Origin of the sequence: Moraxella catarrhalis (assembly GCF_001656295.1) — a bacterium.
Lineage (GTDB): Bacteria > Pseudomonadota > Gammaproteobacteria > Pseudomonadales > Moraxellaceae > Moraxella > Moraxella veridica.
Genome location: NZ_LXHE01000002.1, coordinates 222,250 through 245,665, shown reverse-complemented (window position 1 = coordinate 245,665; position 23,416 = coordinate 222,250). Strand labels below are relative to the sequence as shown.

General features: G+C 45.0%; 20 protein-coding genes and 1 pseudogene. 12 read left to right on the top strand and 9 right to left on the bottom strand.

The features are described 5' to 3' along the window. Positions 1-89: 89 nt before the first annotated feature. From AO382_RS01210 to AO382_RS01195, 4 genes are all read left to right on the top strand, one after another. Positions 90-1,079, top strand: coding sequence for an asparaginase domain-containing protein (locus AO382_RS01210; RefSeq protein ID WP_064617460.1), 990 nt, complete (start codon positions 90-92; stop codon positions 1,077-1,079). Further along, a complete protein-coding gene (truA, locus tag AO382_RS01205) occupies positions 1,076-1,882 on the top strand; it encodes a tRNA pseudouridine(38-40) synthase TruA (RefSeq protein ID WP_064617457.1) in 807 nt (268 codons plus the stop codon). Before AO382_RS01210 ends, truA begins: the two co-directional genes overlap by 4 nt. Before the next feature lie 120 nt (positions 1,883-2,002). Beyond that, complete coding sequence (infA, locus tag AO382_RS01200; RefSeq protein WP_003657459.1) at positions 2,003-2,224, top strand: translation initiation factor IF-1; 222 nt, start codon at positions 2,003-2,005, stop codon at positions 2,222-2,224. Between the two features lie 132 nt (positions 2,225-2,356). After that, a complete protein-coding gene (locus tag AO382_RS01195; protein WP_003657460.1) occupies positions 2,357-3,025 on the top strand; it encodes an esterase/lipase family protein in 669 nt (222 codons plus the stop codon). Between the two features lie 108 nt (positions 3,026-3,133). On the opposite strand, the gene AO382_RS01190 is transcribed toward AO382_RS01195, so the two are convergent. Continuing rightward, positions 3,134-4,165, bottom strand: a complete 1,032-nt coding sequence (locus AO382_RS01190; protein ID WP_064617454.1) for a porin — start codon at positions 4,163-4,165, stop codon at positions 3,134-3,136. 649 nt (positions 4,166-4,814) lie between these two features. Here AO382_RS01190 and AO382_RS01185 point away from each other — a divergent pair. Together AO382_RS01185 and AO382_RS01180 are read left to right on the top strand one after the other, a co-directional pair. Continuing rightward, a complete protein-coding gene (locus AO382_RS01185) occupies positions 4,815-5,552 on the top strand; it encodes a tRNA-(ms[2]io[6]A)-hydroxylase (protein WP_064617451.1) in 738 nt (245 codons plus the stop codon). A 21-nt stretch (positions 5,553-5,573) separates the two neighbouring features. Beyond that, on the top strand, positions 5,574-7,037 hold the full coding sequence (locus AO382_RS01180; RefSeq protein WP_064617449.1) for a bifunctional ADP-dependent NAD(P)H-hydrate dehydratase/NAD(P)H-hydrate epimerase: 1,464 nt from the start codon (positions 5,574-5,576) through the stop codon (positions 7,035-7,037). 81 nt (positions 7,038-7,118) lie between these two features. Here AO382_RS01180 and metH read toward each other — a convergent pair. Further along, positions 7,119-10,736, bottom strand: a pseudogene (metH, locus tag AO382_RS01175) (methionine synthase). 327 nt (positions 10,737-11,063) lie between these two features. Between metH and AO382_RS10950 the strand changes: the two are divergent. The 3 genes from AO382_RS10950 (at position 11,064) to truD (ending at position 12,782) form a co-directional block, all read left to right on the top strand. Beyond that, positions 11,064-11,186, top strand: coding sequence for a DUF1543 domain-containing protein (locus AO382_RS10950; protein ID WP_162270567.1), 123 nt, complete (start codon positions 11,064-11,066; stop codon positions 11,184-11,186). 320 nt (positions 11,187-11,506) lie between these two features. Then, positions 11,507-11,662 carry a hypothetical protein gene (locus tag AO382_RS10595; RefSeq protein WP_154806246.1) on the top strand — a complete coding sequence of 52 codons (156 nt, stop codon included), beginning with the start codon at positions 11,507-11,509 and terminating at the stop codon, positions 11,660-11,662. A 34-nt stretch (positions 11,663-11,696) separates the two neighbouring features. After that, the gene (gene truD, locus AO382_RS01165; protein ID WP_064617446.1) at positions 11,697-12,782 is read left to right on the top strand and encodes a tRNA pseudouridine(13) synthase TruD; all 1,086 of its coding nucleotides are present in this window, start codon (positions 11,697-11,699) and stop codon (positions 12,780-12,782) included. A gap of 43 nt (positions 12,783-12,825) precedes the next feature. Here the strand turns inward: truD and AO382_RS01160 are convergent, their stop codons facing one another. The 3 genes from AO382_RS01160 to dcd all read right to left on the bottom strand — a co-directional run bounded on the left by AO382_RS01160 (position 12,826) and on the right by dcd (position 14,505). Then, on the bottom strand, positions 12,826-13,389 hold the full coding sequence (locus AO382_RS01160; RefSeq protein ID WP_258865231.1) for a DUF4126 domain-containing protein: 564 nt from the start codon (positions 13,387-13,389) through the stop codon (positions 12,826-12,828). A gap of 30 nt (positions 13,390-13,419) precedes the next feature. Next, positions 13,420-13,713, bottom strand: a complete 294-nt coding sequence (locus AO382_RS01155; protein WP_049235719.1) for a polyhydroxyalkanoic acid system family protein — start codon at positions 13,711-13,713, stop codon at positions 13,420-13,422. Positions 13,714-13,929: 216 nt separating this feature from the next. Next, positions 13,930-14,505 carry a dCTP deaminase gene (dcd, locus tag AO382_RS01150; protein ID WP_064617440.1) on the bottom strand — a complete coding sequence of 192 codons (576 nt, stop codon included), beginning with the start codon at positions 14,503-14,505 and terminating at the stop codon, positions 13,930-13,932. A gap of 209 nt (positions 14,506-14,714) precedes the next feature. Between dcd and AO382_RS01145 the strand changes: the two genes are divergently transcribed. From AO382_RS01145 to AO382_RS01135, 3 genes are all read left to right on the top strand, one after another. Further along, a complete protein-coding gene (locus AO382_RS01145; protein WP_064617437.1) occupies positions 14,715-16,529 on the top strand; it encodes a DUF294 nucleotidyltransferase-like domain-containing protein in 1,815 nt (604 codons plus the stop codon). Between the two features lie 8 nt (positions 16,530-16,537). Next, positions 16,538-17,146, top strand: coding sequence for a 3'-5' exonuclease (locus AO382_RS01140; protein WP_064617434.1), 609 nt, complete (start codon positions 16,538-16,540; stop codon positions 17,144-17,146). Between the two features lie 184 nt (positions 17,147-17,330). Beyond that, positions 17,331-18,977, top strand: coding sequence for an AMP-binding protein (locus AO382_RS01135; protein WP_064617432.1), 1,647 nt, complete (start codon positions 17,331-17,333; stop codon positions 18,975-18,977). Between the two features lie 171 nt (positions 18,978-19,148). Here AO382_RS01135 and AO382_RS01130 read toward each other — a convergent pair whose 3' ends face one another. The 4 genes from AO382_RS01130 to AO382_RS01115 all read right to left on the bottom strand — a co-directional run bounded on the left by AO382_RS01130 (position 19,149) and on the right by AO382_RS01115 (position 23,188). Continuing rightward, positions 19,149-20,693, bottom strand: coding sequence for a Na/Pi cotransporter family protein (locus AO382_RS01130; protein ID WP_258865273.1), 1,545 nt, complete (start codon positions 20,691-20,693; stop codon positions 19,149-19,151). 101 nt (positions 20,694-20,794) lie between these two features. Beyond that, entirely contained in the window at positions 20,795-21,508 is a 714-nt protein-coding gene (locus AO382_RS01125) for an LrgB family protein (protein ID WP_064617426.1), read from the bottom strand. A 5-nt stretch (positions 21,509-21,513) separates the two neighbouring features. Further along, positions 21,514-21,891 carry a CidA/LrgA family protein gene (locus tag AO382_RS01120; protein WP_064617423.1) on the bottom strand — a complete coding sequence of 126 codons (378 nt, stop codon included), beginning with the start codon at positions 21,889-21,891 and terminating at the stop codon, positions 21,514-21,516. 40 nt (positions 21,892-21,931) lie between these two features. Beyond that, a complete protein-coding gene (locus AO382_RS01115) occupies positions 21,932-23,188 on the bottom strand; it encodes an FAD-dependent monooxygenase (RefSeq protein ID WP_081261324.1) in 1,257 nt (418 codons plus the stop codon). Positions 23,189-23,416: the final 228 nt, after the last annotated feature.

Genomic DNA, 23,416 nt, shown 5'->3' with positions numbered 1-23,416 from the left:
GGCAGTTTTATTTATAATATTGAGCAAATTTATTCTATGAAAGCACAGTACATCTGAGTTGACATAGCCCCAAATACAGCTTAATTATTATGACACCTACCCAATCACCCATTTGTCTCATCTATGCTGGCGGCACTTTTGGCAGCCATGGCACACCACTATCTGCTTTGCCTGCTGAGATTTTTTTGCCAATACTCAGCAATCTATATGGCACAACCGATCATCATGTAAAAATCTTGAACAATCAGATCATCAAAGACTCAAGCCTTATGACGCCATCTGATTTTGTGGGCTTTTATGAGCTGATTTTGACCGCTTATCATGATGGTTATCGAAGATTTGTACTCATCACAGGCACTGATACGCTCAGTTTTTTGGCGGCTTTTTTGGCACATGCATTTGATGAATTTACCGATTTAAGTCTCGTGATTACTGGCAGTATACAGCCTTTATTATTGCCACAATGTGCTGATTTATCCATCAATTATGATAGCGACGCTTGGAATAATTTATCACAGTCTTTGGATTTGGCAGCGGCACAGTGTGGCACATTTGTCCATTTTTATCATCAATCGTTCGATGCCAAGCATACCCAAAAAATCAATAGCCAAGCACCCAATGCCTTTGTGGGAGCAGATGCGATATTTCAAAAATCATCGCCATCATCGATCAATACCGCCATTTACTTAAATCAATTACCCTCATTAATTAAGTGTGCCAAATCTGTCAAGATTCGGTCAGTGTATGTACTGCCTAACGATCCTAATACACTGGCTGATGAATTGTTGGCAGCGGCTGATGCTTGTGCGGTGATTTTGATTGGCTATGGTGCAGGCAATCTACCTAAGTCACAAGCCATGATTGATGCTTTGGCAAAGTTAACAGATCGTGGCGTTGCCATCATTTGTACCACCATGTGTACCCATGGTGGTACAAATATGGACTATGCAGCAGGGGCTTGGCAGTATGAACATGGTGTTTGGGCATCAGGTTCATTAACCATTCCTGCCATTTATGGTCAAATACTTTGGCTATCCATCACCCAAAAGCTCACCGCTTGGCACTGGAAATCCTCATGAAAACACATACTTTGGCTGTCGGTATCGAATTCATCGGCACACGCTATCGTGGTTGGCAGCGACAAGAAGAAGTCATCGGCGTACAAGCCGTCATCGAAAAAGCTCTATCCACTATTGCTAATGAGTCCATTGAGCTTATCGCTGCTGGGCGTACCGATGCAGGCGTGCATGCAGGTAATATGATTGCACATTTTGTAACGCACGCTGAGCGTTCAGCCCATAACTGGTTGCGTGGTACAAATAGCCTACTGCCTGATGATATTGCCTTAAGGTGGATTCAGCCCATGCCTGATGATTTTCATGCTCGCTTTAGTGCCATCGCTCGTCGCTATCGCTATATCACACTCAATCAGCCCTATCGCCCTGCCATTTTACGCCATCAAGTCACGCATGAATACACCAAGCTTGATATAGATGCTATGATAGTAGCCAGCCAATCTATCGTAGGCACACATGATTTTAGCAGTTTTCGGGCAGCTGCCTGCCAATCAAATCAGCCAGTGCGTACAGTCACACATGCCAACTTGTTTCAGCATGGCAGCTACTTGATACTAGATATCCAAGCCGACGGATTTTTACATCATATGGTTCGTAACATCATGGGGGCATTATTTGCTGTTGGACGAGGAGAAATATCCCCAGAGGCATTTTATGAGCTGATGCTTGCAAAAAATCGCACTTTGGCACCACCAACCGCATCTGCTGATGGGCTATATTTTATCAATGCCTATTATCATAAACGCTTTGAATCACTACTACCGCAGATGCCACTAACGCCATTATGGCTCAACTTACCTGATTGATACTCAATTATGACATCAGGTACACGGTCATGATAAATCGTACAAAATCATCATTTGATGCTGTATTTTTCATCAAAAAAGAGTATAATAGACCAAATTTATTATTGATTACTTAAGATTATGGCAAAAAAAGACGATATTATCGAATTTGAAGGCGAGGTTATTGATACTTTGCCGAATACTTTATTCAAAGTCCGCCTAGATAATGGACACGAAATCATCGCCCACATTTCAGGTAAAATGAGAAAGCACTATATCCGTATCCTAACAGGCGATAAAGTCAAAGTTGAAATGACACCTTATGACTTAACCAAAGGTCGTATCACATACCGTGGCAAATAATCTGACAGATACGACAAACCCAATCAATTGGTTGGGTTTTTTGGTATTTGAAATATGTGTATTTTGTGTTAGTTATTTTTGATGGCTAATCAATTTGAGAAGATGTGATTAATTAAACAAGCACTTTATATGATGGATACACCATTAACCATTCTCATCCATGGCTTACACTTAAGCCCTTGGTATATGAAACCTTTGGAGAAAAAATTAATCAATTTGGGATTATCAACTCATCGCTACGGTTATCGCAGTTTGATGCAGCCCATCGCCGTACACAGTGAAAACCTACATCAATATCTTACCCAAACCCATGATGTCAATCGTCCAATAAATTTAGTTGGGCATAGTTTGGGCGGCTTGGTCATTCGGCATTTTTTGGCAAATTATCCTGTCTGGCGGATACATCGCTGTGTTACCTTGGGAACGCCGCACTGCGGCAGTCAAGTTGCACACTATGCCAACACATACCTAAAACCATTCGTCAATCAGTCTTATTTGGGTGCACTTGATGGCACTTGTCCACAACTGCCCAATGGTATTGAGCTTGGCATCATTGCAGGCAATCGACCTTTTGGGCTTGGTTTACCTTTATTAATGCTACACAAGCGATTACATCGCCTAAATAAGCTTGATGCTCAACATGATGGTACTGTCTTTGTTTCTGAAACAATACTTCAAAATGCCAAGGATTATTTATTACTGCCAGTCAGTCATACAGGGCTACTCACAGATTTGACTGTTGCCCATCAAACCGCATATTTTTTAAACCATGGTAAATTTCAACACCAGCCCAATCATTAATCGATACCAAAACACTACCTAAGCCATAGCTAAAACATTTAACCACCAAATTGATTATCGCAATAAAAAGCCCATCATTAAGATGAGCTTTTTTGCTTTGGATATAGATTAGAATTTATATTCTAAACCTGCACCGACACCAAAGCCACTGTTCTTATAATCGAACTTTGTATCTTTGTGTGCATTTTTATATGTTTCATTACTGCCCTCATACGTGGCATTTTTACGCTCGCTGTTGACATAGCCAGTGTAGATGTGACCTGTGGTGGCTTTATTAAAGGCATATTTACCACCAATACCAACACCCACTGACTCATCGCCATCATTACCAGCAACATTTTTAATCAAAGTTGCCTGACCATAGGCTGTCCATGGCGTAGCAGTTTTCATTTCACCACTGACGATAAGGGTGTTTTCTTTTTTACTGTTTGGGGTTTCAAATTTAGAAATTTGATATAAAGCACCCGCTGTCAATGCTGGAGAAACCGCATAGTTACCAGATAGGCGTAAGTGGTTGTTTTTGCCATAAGCAATGTAAGAGGCACCTGCATTGATAGGGCCTGTGCTATAAGTAGCACCGATGCCATATTGGTCTTTATCAGCAATACCACCTTCATCAGTATCTGAGTCAAAAGCATACATGGCTAAGAACTGAGCACCATTGTATTCAGGCGATACATAAGCAAAGGCATTGTTGGCACGTGGGGCATTAAAAGTAGGACCGATGTCAGCGACATTATTACCCTCAAGTGCACTGGCAAAATCAACATTATCATCAATGGCGGTTAAGCGACCAGCCAACAATGTGCCGTATTCTTTATGAGCAAGACCTAGGTAAGTATCACGAGATGTGAACTGCTTTGCTGCACCATTATCAATGGCAACACCATATTCAAGCTGATAAACCACATCGATATCGGCGGTCAATGCTTCTGAGCCTTTTAAACCAATGCGTGAGCTGTTTGAATTAAGACCGCTTGTATTGGTGTCTTCTTTGGTCTGTACAATACCTGACTTATAAGTTGTATCAGTATTGTTGGCATCAACAGTCAAAAATGCTTTACCATAAACGGTGGGTGCAGCTTGTGCAGCAGTGATCGACAGAGCAGCGACTGCTGTTGCTAGAACTAGTTTTTTCATGGGTTTCTCCACTTTAAATCGGGCGTCGTTGCCCAGTACAATAGTACTTGTCAAAAAGATACACTGGCAGGAGGCTGATGTATCGATAATTATGATGGCAATCCATCATGATACAGAGTAACATAAAATTACATACTGTAGCAATAGGGACGACCAAAATTCATACTGTGACTATAGGATACCAACTTTGAAATATTTTGCAATACCTTAATCATGAAAAGTTTTGTAACATTTATAATTATTTTTATAAGTTATTGATATTTATTATATTTATTAAATATTAAATTTCTGTAATTTTTAATTTAACTGCTCAGTTGAGCATAAAATTAGACCCAAAAATGCTATTTTTATCCAAAATTCAGTCCAAGCTTGGTGTAAAATTTAAAAATTTGTTACAATTTAATCATCCTTACTCACCCCAAAATCTTGACAAATGAAACATATGTAAGATGAATTTTAGGTATCTATCATAATAATGTTACATGAGTGTGACGATTTTGGAGAGATTGACTTATTGGTCTAAATTTTATAAATTTTATGAACTAAAGGGTCAAATACCCATATTTGGATGCAGGGCTTGGGTATTTGGCGATCATTTGGGCGATCAAGCTATGATATAATAAGCCAATTTTGAGAGTTTGGATAAGATATGAGTGATGCTATGATAAATTCTGAAGATGATTTGACGGTCATTACCACACACGTACGCGCCAAGACAGACATTAGACACATCCATGAGTTTTTGGGCTGTCACACTTCGGAGCGCTGGCTAAATCTGGCGCGCGAGCATCTGCCATTACTACTCCAAGACCATGCCAACTGTGAGAAAAAATCGGCAGGCACGGCGATGAATCTCATTTTTCGTTATGAATTTCATCGCACACTCCAAGAGCGCTTAGCGCAGCTGGTACGCGAAGAGATGCTACACTATGAGCAAGTGCTGTCATTGATGAAAGAGCGCGGTATTGATTGGCATTATCTGCCCGCAGGTCGCTACGCCAAGGGGCTTTTGAAGCACAAGCGCACACATGAGCCTGCTGCGATGGTGGATGTGCTAATCATTGGAGCGTTCATTGAGGCGCGTTCTTGTGAGCGATTTGGGGCACTGGCGGATGTCATAGAAGATGAAAAATTGGCACGCTATTATAAGTATCTGCTCAAATCAGAAAGCCGTCATTATGAAGATTACTTAATGCTGGCTCGTTCTATCACAGATGACAGCATTGATGAGCGCGTGGCGTTTTTTCGGGACGTTGAGCGTGAGCTGATACAGTCGCCTGATGATGAGCTACGGTTTCATAGCGGCACGCCAAGCGATACTTTGATGGCAAATGGCATCCTACCAATCGTCAATCAATCCAAAGACCAACCTGCCAAAGTCAGCTAACTCAGTTTAAAGGTGCTCATCATGCATGATTTCCCAACGCCTGTCTATTCAGCCAATGCGGTCAAAGAGTGGGAGAAGCGCTGGTTTGGGCTTGGTAATAGCAGCTTCGGGCTGATGCAGCAAGCAGCACTGGCGATGGCTAATACCCTAAAAGCTCATCTCAAGCCTGATGACTCTGTCTGTATCTGGTGCGGCGCTGGGAATAATGGTGGTGATGGCTATCTGCTTGGGGTGTATCTATCAGAGCATTATCAAGTGTCTATCTACCCTGCCCTGCCTGCCGTCAGCGCCGATGCGGTGCGTGCTTATGACTGTGCGCAGGCTGCTGGCGTGCCTCTACAGTCACCTAATGAGGCAGATGTGCATATCGATGCGTTATTTGGCAATGGTCTGACGCGTCCGCTTGATGCCGACTGGTGCGCTGTCATTGAGCGATTTAATACCATGAAAGGTGTCAAAATCGCCATCGATATTCCTTCGGGGCTGCATCCTGATACTGGCACGCCCCTGCCCTACGCAGTCGTGGCGGATATGACACTGTGCCTGATGGGCTATAAAGCTGGATTATTTATGGGTCATGCCAAAAGCCATGTCGGGCATCTCATCAATCACCCTTTAATCCCCAAAGACGAGCACCTGATACCCATTGCCATGACAGATGATCGGCTGCCCAGACTGCCTGACAGATCTCAGCGCAGCAGTCATCTGCATAAGGGTAGCTTTGGGTCAGTGATGGTCATCGGCGGCTCTGCGCTTATGGGCGGAGCCGCCTTGATGAGCGCCGAAGCCGCCATCCGAGTCGGTGCAGGTCGGGTAACAGTTATGACGCACCCCAATCACCATAGCGCCATCATCAGCAGAAGCCCCAATCTGATGCTTGGGCGCATCGATCAGATCGATCAAGCTTGGCTGTCTGGGATGAATGCGGTATGCTTTGGTATGGGGCTTGGGCGTGATGAATGGGCTCAGAGCATCTTCAAAGAATGGCTGGCGGCGCTCATGGCTCATCATATACCGGCCGTACTTGATGCTGATGCGCTGTGGCATCTGGCAGATCAGCCTCGTCGCTTGCCTGATCACTGTATCGGTACGCCGCACCATGCCGAAGCTGGGCGGCTTTTGGGCATCAGTGCTGCACAAGTTGAAGCTGATCGCATGGATGCCATCTGCCGCTTGCAGCTGCGTTATGGCGGTCAATGGGTGCTCAAAGGGGCAAATTCTTTGAGCATTGACGCCGCAGGCAATGTCAGCATCTGTACTCTCGGCAGTGCCGCTATGGCAACTGCAGGCATGGGCGATGTGCTGTCTGGCATGATGGCAGGTCTGCTCGCCCAAGATGCCGCCCTGCCCTGCGCTCAGATCGTCGCCCTACATGCCAAAAGCGGCGATGTGCTGAGCCAAGAGAGCATCTGTGCTGATGTCAATAACATGGGTAATATCGCCGCTAAGCTGCTCAAAACCAGCGCCATTTCATCTAATGATTAGTCCATAAACACCATACCAAATCAAAAAACCTTTGCCAAATCATCAGTTTGACAAAGGTTTTTTGGTTTTGAGTTTGATGGATTATAAATTGGGATTTAGCCACTTTTCAGCAGTCTTGATATCCCAGCCCTTACGGCGTGCATAGTCTTCAAGCTGATCGGTGCTGATTTTACCGACATTAAAATAAGTACTGTCAGGATGACTATAATAAAAGCCCGATACGCTTGACGGCGGCCACATGGCGAAGCTTTCGGTCAAGTAAGCGCCGATGGCATTCGTGGTGTCCAGCCAGTCAAACAGCTTGCCTTTTTCGGTGTGCTCAGGGCAAGCCAGATAGCCTGGCGCGGGGCGGATGCCGACATATTTTTCGCGGATCAGCTCTTCATTAGATAGATTTTCGCCAGCTTGATAGCCCCAGTACTCTTTACGCACCAGTTCGTGGAGTTTTTCAGCGAAGCTTTCGGCAAATCGGTCGCACACCGCCTGCACCATGATGGCATTATAGTCATCACCCTTGGCTTTGTATTCATTTGCCAATTTTTCGGCACCAAAGATAGATACGGTAAAGCCGCCCAAATAATCATTGCCATTGGGCGAGATAAAGTCCGCTAGGCTATATTTTGGCTTACCAGTGACTTTATCCGACTGCTGGCGCAAGTGCTCAAACTGATGTGCGGCATTGCCATGATCGTCGTACACGGTGACCGTATCGGCAGCGGTGCGCTTAGCTTTTTCAAAGCGTAGCACGGCTTTGGCGGTGACGAGTTTTTCTTTGATCAGTTTATCAATCATCGCATTGGCATTGGTAAATAAGTCTTGGGCTTCTGCGCCGACCACCTCATCATCAAAGATTTTTGGATATTTACCCACCAGCTCCACGAAATAAAAAACGGCGTCCAGTCAATGTACGGCAGTAAATTCTCAAGTGGATAATCATCAAAGATAATCTGCCCCGTAGCGTTTGGTACAGGCGGTGCATAATTATCCCAGTCATATTTAAAGCCTTCGGCGATGGACTGCTCGTAGCTAAGCTTCGTCCCTTTTGGCTTACGATTGGCAAGACGCTCGCGCACTTCGGTATATTCAGCGCGTATGTCCGCCACAAAGTCTGCCTTTTTATCCTTGGATAATAATGTGGTCGCAACGCCCACCGCACGGCTGGCATCTGCCACATAGACGACGACATCATTTTGATAATTTGGCTCAATCTTGACGGCAGTGTGCGCCTTGGAAGTCGTCGCACCCTCAATGAGTAGCGGCAGATGGAAGTTTTGCTCTTGCATTTGCTTGGCGACATACACCATCTCATCTAAGCTTGGCGTGATAAGCCCTGGCAGACCGATGATGTCCACTTTTTCATCTTTGGCGACTTGTAGAATCTTCTCTGAAAGCACCATTACGCAAAGATCGATGATTTCATAGCCATTACAGCCCAAGACCACGCCCACGATGTTTTTGCCGATGTCGTGAACATCACCTTTGACAGTCGCCATCAGTACTTTACCCTTGGTTTCGCCGGCGACTTTTTCAGCTTCGATATATGGATTTAGCCATGCGACAGCTTGCTTCATGACGCGCGCTGATTTGACAACCTGCGGCAAGAACATTTTCCCAGCCCCAAATAAATCACCCACCACATTCATCCCATCCATCAAAGGACCTTCGATGGCATCCAATGGACGCGGATATTTTAAGCGCGCCTCTTCGGTGTCTTCATTGATATACGTGGTGACACCCTTGACAAGTGCGTGCTCGATGCGTTTTTCGACAGGCAGCTCACGCCATGCCAAGTCAGCAGTGGCATCTTTTTTCTTATCACCTGACTGATAATGCTCGGCAACCTCCAAAAGCTTTTCGGTGGCTTCGTTATTATCATTATTACGGTTTAAGATCACATATTCGATGGCATCGCGCGCTTGGCTCAATCTCATCATAAAGCTCAAGCATGGCAGGATTGACGATGCCCTCGTCATGCCATTACTAATCGCGTGATACAAAAACACCGCGTGAATCGCTTCACGAATCGGATTACCACGGAAACTGAACGACACATTCGACACACCGCCTGATACCATGGCATTAGGCAGATTATCGGTGATCCACTTGGTGGCATTAATGAAGTCCACGCCATAGTTACTGTGCTCTTCGATGCCGGTCGCTACTGCAAAGATATTAGGGTCAAAGATGATGTCTTCGCTAGGGAAATCCACTTCGTTCACCAAGATATCATAAGAGCACTGACAAATCTCAATCTTACGCGCTTCGGTATCAGCTTGACCCACTTCATCAAACGCCATGACGATGACCGCCGCACCATATCGCATACATAGGCGCGCTTTTTCGACAAATTCATCATAGCCTTCTTTAAGCGAGATGGAGTTGACGACCGCCTTGCCTTGCGTGCATTTTAGACCTGCTTCGATGATGTCCCATTTTGAGGAGTCAATCAATCAAAGGCACGCGGCTAATGTCAGGCTCAGAGGCAACGAGATTGACAAAATGGATCATCGCCTGCTTTGAGTCAAGCATCGCCTCATCCATATTGATGTCCACAATTTGGGCGCCGCCTTCGACTTGGTCGCGCGCCACATCCAAGGCCTCGCTGTATTCTTCGTTTTTAATTAATCTTAAAAACTTCTTGGAGCCTGTGACGTTGGTACGCTCACCAACATTGACAAATAAGCCATCGCGCGTGATATTAAACGGCTCAAGCCCCGACAATCGGCAAGCAGGCACATACTCAGGCAGCTTACACGGTGGATAAGGCGATACCATCTCAACAATCGTTTGGATATGTTCAGGCGTCGTGCCACAGCAGCCGCCCACGATATTGACAATGCCTGATTTGGCAAAGCCTTGGACCATGGTGGCGGTCTCGATGGCGGTTTCGTCATATTCGCCAAATTCGTTCGGTAAGCCTGCGTTGGGGTGCGCTGACACAAAGGTTTCACACACATCAGACAGTGATTTGATGTGCGGCTTTAGGGCATCTGCCCCCAAGGCACAGTTAAAGCCGATCGAGATGGGTTTGGCATGGCGTACAGAATTATAAAAAGCTTCTGCCGTCTGCCCTGACAGCGTGCGCCCAGAAGCATCGGTAATCGTGCCGCTGATCATAATCGGCAGCTCAAAGCCGATTTTCTCAAACACACCTGTCACCGCAAAAATCGCTGCCTTGGCGTTTAAGGTATCAAACACCGTCTCAATCAACAAAATATCTGCGCCACCTTCGATCAATGCCAAGGCAGATTCGGTGTAATTATCCACAAGCTCATCAAAGGTAACATTACGAAAGGCAGGGTCATTAACATCTGGCGAGATAGAACAGGTGCGAGATGTCGGACCAATCCCGCCCGCCACAAACCTTGGCTTATCTGGGGTTTTGGCGTTATATTCATCACACGCCAAGCGAGCCAGATGCGCTGCTTGCTTGCTGATCTCATACGCCAAATGCTCCATGCGATAGTCAGCCATCGAGATTTGGGTACCATTAAAGCTGTTGGCCTCGATGATGTCCGCGCCAGCCTCCAGATAGTTTTTGTGGATGGCGCTGATGATGTCAGGCTGCTTGAGTACAAGCAGATCGTTATCACCCTTCACATCATTTGTGATATCAGCGAAGCGTGCGCCGCGGTAGTCGCTTTCGGTCAGCTTATAATTTTGGATCTCGATGCCCATCGCCCCATCCAAAAACAGCATCCGCGTTTTTAGCAGGTCCGTCAGACACACTTTATTCCCCGCTTGGATGTCTTCATAAGGAAAAACATCAGGTGGTGTTAGGATAAAATTGTCAGGATTGTGCGGTTTGTGCGTGGTGTTGGTGCTCTGTACGCTTATGAGTCATCCAAAGTCTAAAATAAAATGAAGGTATTATACCACCATTCTGACTTGGTGAATATGGGGCAGATACCACCCTCCTTAGATCACTCCAAAATCCGCCACGACCGATGGATAGTTATGCTTATTAGCATCGCCAAAATCATGCTATACTTAGCCCTTTAGATGGATATCGCCAAGGACTTTGCCGTGAAATTTTTTATGCTAAAAATTGGAGCGACACCCAAAGGTCGCTTGATCGAACAACACGATGTTTTCTTTGATATTGCTGATGATGTCAAATCATTAATCCCGCATTTTGAGCAGGCGTGACCAGAGATCACGAACATTTGGCATCTAGATGCGTATCGCGCGGTCACTGCTGTCAATGGCTATCGCATCGAAGTTGTGCCGCGTGCGCCGCATTCTACCGATCAGTCCTGCGATGCTTTTGATGACAGTGATAATAAGCAGCTGTATTTTGTGAATTTGGGCGGTTATTTGCCAAATCATTTTAGGAGTTTTATCACAAACTGCTCATCGTTGCAAATAACATGTCGGAAGCGGTCACTATCGCCAAGTGATCAGAATTTTATCAACAATTTGATATCGCAGGCACGTGCGCCACATCGCATATTGATGATAAATATGGCGTGGATATTGATGAGATTCACCGAGTCGCTGATGTGCTACCGCAAGCCTTCAAGACACATTATCAGCTGCGCATCACTGCCGATGGGGCAGCAAAAGATGATGAGATGGTGATTGGCTATTTGCCAAAAAAGCTGTTTGATTCAGATCTGATTTAGTTTGATATCAATATAAATAACCAAAAAGTGACTTATGAGCCCAACAACTTTACCACTACCTTGGCAGCCGCCTGCCTTAAGTGCTGATTTTAAAAGCATGCCTGAAGACTTTATCGTTACTGAGATGTTAGACATTGAACATTCAGGCAGTGGCGAACATCTGTGGCTGCACATCACCAAGATCAATTTAAACACCGCTTATGTCGCTAAGCTGCTTGCTGATTGGGCAGGCGTGCCTGCGCGAGATGTCGGCTACTCTGGGCTCAAAGATCGGCACGCGGTCACACATCAGTGGTTTAGCATTCGCCTGCCCAGTCAGACCATGCCAGATATTTCTTTGGAAAATTTCATCAAAGCACATCTGAATGATGGCGAATCTTTCATACCCAATAAACAGACATGGCACAATCGCAAACTCAACCGAGGCACGCACAAATACAATCATTTCGCCATTCGTCTGCGTCATCTTAAAGGCGATATCGGTGTCATAGATGAGACGCTTAAGCGCATCAAATCTGGCGGTGTGCCGAATTATTTTGGTGAGCAGCGTTTTGGCATCGAGGGTAAAAATCTTGATAAGGCTTATAGCTTTTTTGAAAAACAGCTGATGAGCAATAAACCTTATCGCCCCAACAAAAAGCTTGCCGAAAAAGACGGGCTGATGATATCAGCTGCCAGAAGCGCGCTATTTAATGCCTTGCTCGGCAAGCGCGTGGCTGATGGCACCTGGAATCAGGCGCTCTTGGGCGATGTGTTTAATTTAGAAGGCACAGGCTCAATTTTTCAAGATGCGCTGACAGATGAGGTCAAAAGTCGCGTCAAACAGTGTGACATCCACCCAACCGCACCTCTCATGGGTATTGGTGATCGTCGTGATTGCGATGCCGCTCGGGCGCTTTATGATACGCTGCTTGACCATGATCGTTATCAAACCCTTTGTCAAGGATTGATAAAAATCGGTGCCAAATTAGCATACCGCCCCCTTCGTCTGATGGTACATGATCTGACTTGGGAGCGATCAGGCGATGATCTGTGCCTTGAATTTAGACTACCCAAGGGTGCATTTGCTACCGTTGTGATTCGTATGATCGTCCAAGAGTATCAATCCAAGCACACTTAGTATCATAAAAAGTCAGATACGTCGCTTGGTGAAGAGATTGGGATTATTTGGCAAATTGGCGCTTGAGACGAACCATGATCCAAATCAGCGCAATAATGCCAATCACAGCGATCATCATACCAACCACAGGAAATAAGATAGATACCGCCGAAAGCCCAATCGCCGCGCCCGTTTCCGCCATGCCGATGGCAGGATTGGCGCTGCCTGCCGTTGTGGCGGTCGATACGGCTCTGGTGGCAGCAGAGGTGATCTTGATGGTCGCTGCCGCACCGCCACCAGCGACGATGGCAAGCGCCCAAGTCATCGCAGGGCTAAATTCAGTCAAGGTACTTGCCATAACCAAAGTACCTGCCACGCCTGCCAAAGGCACAGCGATTGTATCAAGCAGATTATCCACAAATGGAATCAGATAAGCCATCGATTCGACCACGCTCGCCACGCCTAAGATGACCAAAGCCGAGAGACTGCCAAGCCACTGCCACGAATCACTCAGTGGAATGATGCCAAAATGCACTGCAATAGACAGCCCAAACAGTGGCACAAACACACGAAAACCCGTGCTTGCTGCAAGCCCAATGCCCAAGCAGATGCTCAATATCATCTCCATGCTCATCACTTCCTTATTGATTATCTCAAATTAGCTTTGAGGAAAGTATTTATCCAAGCCTTCTTCGATGCCCGAACTGATCACACCTTTTAGCGGTTTGGCGAACAGTCCAAGTTTGGCTTGAAAGGTGATTTTATCAGCATCCAAAGTCGCTTGAGCATCGACACCTGCTTTATTGATGCTTGCGCTGTCCTTATCATCGCCTTTGATGTAATTGATATTCAGCCCAAACTGATTTTCCGCCTCTTGCAGCCATGCTTGCGCCTTAGCTCGCGCGCTCTCAAAATCCAAACTGTGCGTACGCTCAAAATAAATATCACTCATAAATAACCTTTTATCTTAGTCAATAAACTCAATTGACTTATCATTTTAGCGTATTTTATTTTAAGATTGAGTGGCGTTTTGTAACTTACTAGACTCTCAAAACCAACATAGCAGGCTACGCCAAGCCAGTTTAGCAGTTTTGTTAACATGAAAACTAAAAAATGGGCGTGCCGCTAATATCAAAGCCTGCACGCCCATCACAGATTATTGCGCCGTTTAGGTTTTTGGTAGGGTGACGCCTGTTTGTCCTTGATATTTTCCGCCGCGATCTTTATAAGATGTTTGGCACACATCATCGGCATCCGATTGGAAAAATAGCATCTGTGCCACGCCTTCACCAGCATAGATACGCGCCGGCAAATTGGTGGTATTACTAAATTCTAAGGTGACATGCCCTTCCCATTCAGGCTCAAGCGGCGTAACATTGACGATAATACCGCAGCGCGCATAGGTGGATTTACCCAAACAAATGGTCAACACATCTCTTGGAATACGAAAGTACTCAACCGTCCGCGCCAAGGCAAATGAGTTCGGTGGAATGATGCACTCATTACCGATGATATCAATAAAACTGCGCTCATCGAAGTTTTTGGGATCGACGATGGCAGAATGTACATTGGTAAACACCTTAAATTCATTGGCGCAGCGTACATCGTAGCCATAGCTTGAAGTGCCGTAGCTGACCAGCTTTTGACCTTGAGAGTTATAGCGCACCTGATGGGGCTCAAACGGCTCAATCATGCCATGATTTTCAGCCATTTGACGAATCCAGCGATCTGATTTGATAGACATTGTTCACTCTTATGTGTTTAAATTGTTTTTTATTATAGAGTATTTACCCCATCTTTTGTAGTACTTATTTGAACAAATCTGCCCAAGCACCCTTCCAATTAATCCACAGTTTTTGTCGGGAATTTGTCGTGTGATGCTTGTGAAATTCTTGATATCTGCTAATATATCAAGAATTGATTAGGGATAAACTGCTCAAAAGGATAACTTGAATGAATCGCTTTGATTTTAGTACCGCACCTTATAATGCGCTTGCCAATCATCAAAGGCAAGTGCTTGAAAAATCAACGGATATTGTGTTTTTTGATGATAATGCTACCATCATTGAAGCGCAAGATAGCATTGATACGTTATATATCGTCATCAAAGGCATGGTCAAAGAAATTGATGCCAGTGGCGAGGTGTTGGCACTGTATCACCCTTCGGACAGTTTTGATACACGGGCGCTGTTTGAGCAGTCGTATCGGCACAGCTTTATTGCAGTTGAGCAAAGTTTATTATACGCCATCCCCAAAACTGTCATCCGTGCGCTCATCGAAGAAAATGGCGAATTTGGCGCTTACTTTTTTGCCAATATCGCCGATAAGCTCAAAGATCAATCCGGTAATCGCCGCGAAAATGAGTTGGCAGGGCTATTCACCGCCAAAGTGCGTGACGCTTATCGCTCGTATGATGAGCTGTATGATGGCTCGATCAGCTTGATCGACGCTGCCAAAACCATGCAAGCAAACAAATCCAAATCCCTACTCATCCATCATGATGGCAAAATCGGCTTAGTGACCGAGTCGGTATTTCGTGATGCCTTCATTCACTCATCAGACACGTTCAATCCCAATGATGCCACGCATCTGTGGGCGCGCTTTGATTTGATCTGTGCTGATGCCGATGATTTTATGTTCAGTGCACTACTAAAAATGATGAATCATCGCATTCAGCGCGTGGTCGTCACCACTAACGGCGATCCCATTGGCGTGCTTGAACAAATTGATATTTTAGCATTTTTATCCAATCACAGCCATTTGATTGCCGAAAAATTAGAAGTTGCAACCAGTCTAGATGATCTGACCCAAGTGGCATCACAAATGAACCACACCATCTCGGCACTCTACGCCAATGGTATGCAAGCCAAACAATTAGCCCAACTTATGCAAGTGCTCAATAGCCGCCTGTTTGAAAAAGCGTGGCGAATGATTGCGCCTGCGGAGCTTGTGGCAAACTCTTGTTTGGTTGTGATGGGTTCTGAAGGGCGAGGTGAACAAGTTTTAAAGACCGATCAAGACAATGCCCTGATCGTCCGTGATGGCATTGATATGCAGATGGTGCGACCTTATGCCGAGCGCTTTTCTGACATTTTGGCTGCATTTGGATATCCGCCCTGCCCAGGCAAAATTATGGTCAATAACCCATCATGGTGTCAGCCAGTGAGTGAATTTAAGCAGACGGTGGGCAGCTGGTGTAAAAATCCGACGCCTGACCATATGATGAATTTGGCGATTTTTATGGATGCCAAATGTGTCAGTGGTGATGAAACACTGCTTGATGAAGTACGCGCACACCTAAATGTGTATCTAGACAGTGATGTAGGGATGCTAATGAGTTTTGCGCAGGCAGTGAATCAGTTTGACGAAGATGGGCGCGGATTTTTTGCGCAGATTTTGGGTCAAAAAAAGCACAAAATGGACATCAAAAAAATGGGGACATTTCCTGTGGTGCATGGCGCGCGTGCGTTGGCACTCAAGGCAAAAATCAGCGAAACCAACACCTTTGAGCGCATTGCTCGGCTATCACAGATGGGCTTGATCGAAAAACAGCTTAGCCAAGATGTCTCAGAGGCATTGGCATATCTGATGAACACACGCCTAAAAAATGGGCTATCAGCGCTCAAGCATAACCAAGAGCTCACCCCAAACCACATTGATACTGAAAATTTATCCACACTTGAGCGAGATTTATTAAAAGATGCTTTGCAGGTCGTGAAGCGGTTTAAGCACCATGTCAGCAGTCAGTTCAATCTGCAATATTCATAGGGTATTTTATGTTTGACAAGTTAATACATCAATATTATCGCCGTCAGCTCAAGGATAAGCGCTATGAATTTTTGTACGACACGCATCCTGATGAATTGGTCAGCTTTGATTGTGAGACGACCAGTCTCAATGTCTCCGAAGCTCAAATCATCTCCATCGGCGCCGTCAAAATCCGTGGCAATCGCATCTTGACCAGTGAAACCTTTGAAATTTTAATCAAGCCTGAGGGCATGATGCAAGCAACAAATGTGACCATCCACGGGCTAAGACCCAAGGACTTGAGCGGTGGCGTCAAGGTGGACTATGCCATTGAGCAGTTTTTACAATTTGTGGGCGGGCGACCGCTTGTGGGGTATTTTTTGGAATATGATGTGGCGATGGTGAATAAGTTTTTAAAACCCATGCTTGGTATCAAGCTGCCACAGCCACAAATTGAAGTGTCTCGGCTGTTTTATGCCCAAGAAACCAAAAATAAATACTATGACAGCTATGTGGATTTGACCATGGCGGGAATGGTCAAATCCTTGGGGATACCTGATTTACCAAGGCATAATGCTTTAAACGATGCCATCAATGTGGCGATGATGTACCTTGCCCTAAAGCATCGAAAAGTATAGCTAAATCCCATAATATTTAAAATAGCCAAATTAAATTTATACGTTTTAATTCTTTAGGACTGGAGAGTGGTACACTAAAATATCATTAAGCTTTCGGCTTTTTTAAACTATGTTAAATTAAAAACTATACTGGATCACCAAATGGAATGGCAAGAACAATATTAACAACTATCAAGGAGTGATTATGTCAGCTCATACTTTATCTCATTTTTCCAAAGATGTACTTGATCAACGTGCATGGGATGCTACTTTTGATAAGTATGCTATTAACACAGATGTTTGCGGTGCGATAAAAGCCGATGATTATGAGACACTGCTTGATTTTTTCGAAGCGCACTTTACCAATCGCCCTCATGAGCTTGCTTTTAGCCTTGCCAATAAAGATCAAGGACAACACCTTACACTTGCTGATTTGAATGAGTTAAGTTTATCATTAGCCACTCATTTACAGATATTAGGTCAACAGTTGGGGCTTGCTCAGGGCGATAGGATCGCAGTGATGATGCCAAACCTGTTACATTATCCAGTAGCTATGCTCGCAATCATCCGCGCAGGCTATGTACTTGTGAATGTCAATCCACTATACACCCAAAGAGAGCTTCAGCACCAGCTTAATGATTCTGGCGCAAAGATACTTATTACTCACAATCCACAAGCAGATGCTCTAGCCTGCCTACCAGAAACTGGCATTAAAAAACTGATTAGTATTGGCAAGGATCTTGACTTCATTCAAGATAACCAAACCATCGTCACTGACAGCCAAAGATACACCCGACCCAATCTAACCTCACAAGATGTCGCAATGCTGCAATACACAGGCGGTACCACGGGTATTGCCAAAGGCGCCATGCTCTCCCATGGAGGTCTGCTTGCTAATCTTTATCAGTTGGATGCAGTAACAGGTCATTTGCTTGACGACCAAAATGATTATATATTGACCGCACTGCCCTTATACCATATTTTTGCATTTAGTGTTTGTATGCTTTATGGTCTGCATCGACATCTCGCCAATTTATTAGTCGCCAATCCCAGAGATCTGCCTACGCTTATCAATACAATCAAACAATATCGCCCTGTCGTGCTACCAGCGGTCAACACATTGTTTAACGCCATGCTCACGAGTGATGATTTCAAAACGATGGATCATAGTCATGTCAAATTTTGTGTGGGCGGCGGAATGGCAATATTACCAGATACTGCTAAACGCTGGGAGGAAGTGGTCGGGAAACCTATCATCGAAGGCTGCGGCTTGTCTGAGGCAGGAACTGTCATTTCCGTAAACCCACCTGCTGCTGGTTATACTCAAAGCATTGGAATTCCTTTACCGCTTACCGACATCAAGCTCATGAATGACGACGGAGAGCCAGTGGCAGACGGCTCATCAGGTGAAATCTGGGTCAAAGGACCACAGCTCATGCTTGGCTATTGGGGACGGATGGATGACAAAGAAAGCTATATGGTTGACGGTTACTTTAAGACGGGTGATGTCGGCGTCATGGATAAGGCAGGGTTTTTTAAGATTATTGATCGAAAAAAAGATGTGGTCAACGTCTCAGGTTTTAATGTTTTTCCAAGTGAAATTGAGAGCGTTTATAACACTCATCCAGATATCATAGAATGCTGTGCTGTGGGTGTACCCGATGAGCATAGTAACGAAGCAGTCAAGCTGTTTGTCGTTATCCATCCGCATAAAAATATTACCGCCAACGAACTCATTGACTGGGGACGTCAATACCTGACCGCCTATAAAGTACCCAGACACATCGCTTTTATTGATCAAATACCCAAATCAGGTGTTGGTAAAATTTTAAGACGAAAGTTGATTGAGTGATATATTAAAACCAAAACGTATTCAATGGCATCATTTTGTTTATTAAAAACTAAAAGCCGATTTTAAATGGCTATCATATCGCCTCTTAAAATCGGCTTATACTTAGATTTGATCCATGATATTCATAAATCCTAATGATCTGATCAGATAAGTAGTCATCACATCAGGAAGTTATTTACCAAGCAAAATCACCATCTTAGCGGTGTGCTTAACGAGTCTATCAAGCCATCGGCGCGCCACGATCATATCAAGCGCATCAGAGGCGTGATGCTGCGTCTGCGCGGACTGCTCAATGATTGATAAGCGCACATCATTTTTTTGGGCTTTCATATTATCGCCAAACGCCACGAAGCTGTCCACAAATTGGCTTGGCAAGTGTTTTGGCATATTATATAAAAATGCCGTCAGCTCTTCAAACTGATCCACCGCACACACCAAATGATCTTCCAAATCCGTGCGCAACAAATCAATATAAGCACTATTAAGCAAGTCATCGCGAATCACACGAATATAAACCACCAACTGCAAAAGTGCCATCAGCCTTTCTTGATCGGCTTGTGACTGAGGTACGGGCATCTTTTGTAAATACTCGTCCACCCGAGCCAGACTGTCATCGAGCGCGCCGACACTGATTTGAGTGCCTAAGATTTGCCCACGGCAGGCTTGGATAAATTGCTCAAAAGTCTCGGTGGTCGTCTGGCACAGCACATGTTTTGCAGCGCCGATGGCGACAGCGGGCACCGAAAATAAGCTATCATCCAGATAATGCGTGTTACCTGCATCAATTTTTTCAGGAATCAATTTTTCAAGCAGCAGTTGAAATTGATGCGTAAATGGCATAAAAATCAGCGCACCCATCGTACTAAATGCCGTATGAAAAAAGGCAATGACCAAAACATCATCCCAACTTGCCAAAAACGAGTTTTGGGTTAGCCATAAAGTCGCAGGCATCAGCACAAAGAACGCCACCACTGCCGTCCCCAGGTTAAATACCACATGCACCGCTGCCGTACGCTTAGCACTCACTGTCGCACCGATGGCTGCCAATATCGCCGTAGCCACCGTACCAATATTTTGCCCAATCACCAAAATCAGTGCTTGCGGCATGTCAATCGCCCCACCTGCCAGCGCTGCCAAAGTCGCTGTAATCGCTGCACTCGATGACTGAAGCAGGATCGTCATAATAATCCCAACCAGCACCAATAGCAGCTGAGTAAGCAGTGTAACGCCTGAAAATCTGCCCAAGTCCACCTGATTGGCGACGCCTGCCATCGACTCTTGCAAAAAATCAATACCAATAAACAAAAGCCCAAAGCCTGCCAACGCAAGCCCCAACAAGCCCATGGTATTACGCCCCAAAAGCTTCATCAATGCGCCCACGCCCACCATCGGCAGAGCCACCATTGATACCGAAAATTTCAGCCCAAGCAAAGCCACCATCCAGCCTGTGCTGGTCGTACCAATATTGGCGCCGATGATCACGCCGATGGCTTGAGCAAACGATAAAACGCCTGCACTGACAAAACCAATGGTTGCCAAAGTGGTGGCGGTGGATGACTGCACCACCAGTGTAAAACCAATACCTGACAGCATCGCCTTAGTCGGCGAACCAGTAAAACGCCCAAGCCATGCGCGCAAGCTTTCGCCCGCCATCGCCTTTAGGCTGTCCGTCATCAGACTCATACCAAGCAAAAATAGTCCGATCCCACCACACAGCTAAATGATGATTTGTTGCATAATTTTCTTAAGTTTATGGATGAAAACAAAAGGCAGTTGCACTACTTTTCGGTTTAAAATAAAAAGTGTTTTTGATGTATTTATACCAGCCAAGGTACCAATACTGGTGCTAAAAATGCTGTCATAACACCATTTAAAATCAGACCCAATGTCGCATAAGCCACATAACGCCCGCCCAGCTGCATTGAGCATACCGTACCAAGTGCATGAGATGCTGAACCAAGTGATAACCCCATGCCCATTGGCAATCTCATGCCTGATTTATAAAGTATCCAGACACCAAAAATCTGACCTACCACGCCTGCAATCAGCACCGTTGCCGCCGTGATGCCAACAATCCCACCCAAAGCTTGGGTAACCTCGATGGCAATCGGCATCGTCACAGACTTCGCTGCCGTTGCGATCATGCTATCATAACTACCGCCCAACGCCCGTACAATCCACACACCAGAGACGATACCAACAAGACTTGCCACAAATTGAGACACCAAAATCGGCAACCACTGCACACGAATTTTTTGCCATTGAATATACAAAGGCACCGCCAAACACACAACCACAGGCTGAAGCCAAAAGGTGATATAGCTACTGGCTTGTTCAAACGCCTGCCATTTGATATTGGCAAATTTTAAAATCAAGATAACAACAATGGTTGTTACCAAAGTTGGGTTAATCAACGGCTGGTTGAAGCGTGTTCTTGCCCATATTGTCAGCTCAAATACACCCATCAAAAGCATCAGCAGTAAAAATGGACTGGTAGACAGCGTCTGGTACAGTGTTACAAATTTATCCATCTGACTTATCTGCCTTGGTTTTTGGTGGTTTGAGCGTGGGATTTTTGAAGCTTTCTTAGCCAAGTGTATGAGCCTGCCGAAGTTAATAGCACCAAAATCGTGCTGACACTCACACCGATGATTAGCACCCAAAAATCATCTCGAATGATGTCTAGATATTGCATGATAGAAATACAAGCAGGTACGACAAGTAGCACCAAATAATCCATTAATACTTTGGCAAGTTTTTCGATGGTGGCAAGCTTAACCAAGCCTACCTGCAATGCCAAAAATAATAAAATCAGTCCAACGACGCTCGGTGGTAGCAATAAATCAAACAAACCTACGATGAGCTGACTTAGAAATAAGCACCCAAATACAATCATTATCGCCTTTAAGATCATGACATATCCTTATACTGTATCGCTATATGAGCAATGAAAATCAAGACTTAAGTCCCATGGCATAAGCTGCCACCAAAGGCTTAATGCCTGGCACTTTATCAAAACAAATCAAGCCCACATTACGCACAAATCTCATCACAGGATTGGGGTGGCAAAAGCTACCAACGACGGTATCGCAGAATTTGATGACGCGTTTTTGGTCTTTTTGGCGAGCATTTTCATAACGGATCAAGCGATCATATTGCCCCAAATCCACCTGACTGCCTTCTTTGACAACCGCTTTTGCCAGCATATTTGCCAGTGTATACGCATCTCTTAGACACAAATTAAATCCTTGACCTGCCACAGGGTGTAGCGTATGGGCAGCATTGCCCATAATGACAAAACGACCCGAAACCTGACGATGCGCCAGTACTTTGGTCAGTGGATAGGCGCCGCGCTTGCCTGTCGCCACAAATCGCCCCGCCGCCGCCCCAAAGACTGTTTGGAGTGTCTGAAGATAATACTCATCATCACTCAAATACCGCCCTTCTTCGCCTTTTGGGCAAATAAACACCACCGAGCGGCGATAACCTGCCGTCTGCCCTGTACCACCATCGCCCATACCATCTGTTAAAGGCAGCACCGCCAAAGGTCCAGCCGTACTAAAGCGCTCAATCGCTGTATGTTCATGCGCTTTGTCAGTTTGTACCACGCCGACGATGCCCACTTGCTCATAGTCGTGAGTATCGACACCGATATTTAATAGACTGCGCACCGCCGAATGCTGCCCATCACAAGCCACCACAAGCGGCGCTGTTAAGGTTTTGATTTGACCTGTATTAAATTTTACTGTAATACTTGCATGGGCTTCATCTTGAGCGATATCAATCACACTTGTGCCATCATATAAGTCAATCAAGGGGCTATCCTTAACTGCCAATAACAACTGCCTGCCCAAATGTGCGTTTTCCATCACTTGTCCAAAGCTTTCCACACCTTCTTCATCTTTATTTAAGGTGGCATGCCCAAAGCTGCCAAGCTCACTGATTTTCACTTGATCAATATGACAGGCGTGACTCTGAAGACGTGTCCAAAGCCCAATTTCTTGATAAATCTGCACAGTACGGCGTGACAGAGCTGTATTGCGGCTGTCTAAGTACTGCGTGCGTGCGTTATCTTCATCAGGCTCAATGGTCGGATAACGATGATGCTCAACAAGTGTGCTTTTAATGCCATGATGTGCCAACAATAAAGCAAATGATAAGCCGACATGACCACCACCAACAATCAATACCATCTTTTGAATTTGTGCCATATCATTTTTCCTGCTTATCTTAAGGATTAAAAGGCGATATTTTAGCATTTTTGTAGAATAATTTGGCAAAATTGGCTGATTATTTAATCAGGATAACTCTTAGGTAGCTTATCTTAGATCATTTAAGTTCTTAGGTCATTTAAGTCATCAAAAACCCAAAAATAAGCCATTGATGAATGACATAACATGTATTATAAAAATGATCTAAAGTCAAAGCTCAAGCCTCAT

Excerpts from the sequence above, each read along its gene's own strand:
- AO382_RS01140 (WP_064617434.1), top strand. The coding sequence starts at position 16,538 with ATGTTTGACAAGTTAATACATCAATATTATCGCCGTCAGCTCAAGGAT.
- AO382_RS01115 (WP_081261324.1), bottom strand. The coding sequence starts at position 23,188 with ATGGCACAAATTCAAAAGATGGTATTGATTGTTGGTGGTGGTCATGTC.
- AO382_RS01145 (WP_064617437.1), top strand. The coding sequence starts at position 14,715 with ATGAATCGCTTTGATTTTAGTACCGCACCTTATAATGCGCTTGCCAAT.
- AO382_RS01195 (WP_003657460.1), top strand. The coding sequence starts at position 2,357 with ATGGATACACCATTAACCATTCTCATCCATGGCTTACACTTAAGCCCT.
- infA (WP_003657459.1), top strand. The coding sequence starts at position 2,003 with ATGGCAAAAAAAGACGATATTATCGAATTTGAAGGCGAGGTTATTGAT.
- AO382_RS01190 (WP_064617454.1), bottom strand. The coding sequence starts at position 4,165 with ATGAAAAAACTAGTTCTAGCAACAGCAGTCGCTGCTCTGTCGATCACT.
- AO382_RS01120 (WP_064617423.1), bottom strand. The coding sequence starts at position 21,891 with ATGATCTTAAAGGCGATAATGATTGTATTTGGGTGCTTATTTCTAAGT.
- AO382_RS01155 (WP_049235719.1), bottom strand. The coding sequence starts at position 13,713 with ATGAGTGATATTTATTTTGAGCGTACGCACAGTTTGGATTTTGAGAGC.
- AO382_RS01125 (WP_064617426.1), bottom strand. The coding sequence starts at position 21,508 with ATGGATAAATTTGTAACACTGTACCAGACGCTGTCTACCAGTCCATTT.
- AO382_RS01135 (WP_064617432.1), top strand. The coding sequence starts at position 17,331 with ATGTCAGCTCATACTTTATCTCATTTTTCCAAAGATGTACTTGATCAA.
- AO382_RS01180 (WP_064617449.1), top strand. The coding sequence starts at position 5,574 with ATGCATGATTTCCCAACGCCTGTCTATTCAGCCAATGCGGTCAAAGAG.
- truD (WP_064617446.1), top strand. The coding sequence starts at position 11,697 with ATGAGCCCAACAACTTTACCACTACCTTGGCAGCCGCCTGCCTTAAGT.
- AO382_RS01160 (WP_258865231.1), bottom strand. The coding sequence starts at position 13,389 with ATGGAGATGATATTGAGCATCTGCTTGGGCATTGGGCTTGCAGCAAGC.
- AO382_RS01210 (WP_064617460.1), top strand. The coding sequence starts at position 90 with ATGACACCTACCCAATCACCCATTTGTCTCATCTATGCTGGCGGCACT.
- truA (WP_064617457.1), top strand. The coding sequence starts at position 1,076 with ATGAAAACACATACTTTGGCTGTCGGTATCGAATTCATCGGCACACGC.
- AO382_RS01185 (WP_064617451.1), top strand. The coding sequence starts at position 4,815 with ATGAGTGATGCTATGATAAATTCTGAAGATGATTTGACGGTCATTACC.
- dcd (WP_064617440.1), bottom strand. The coding sequence starts at position 14,505 with ATGTCTATCAAATCAGATCGCTGGATTCGTCAAATGGCTGAAAATCAT.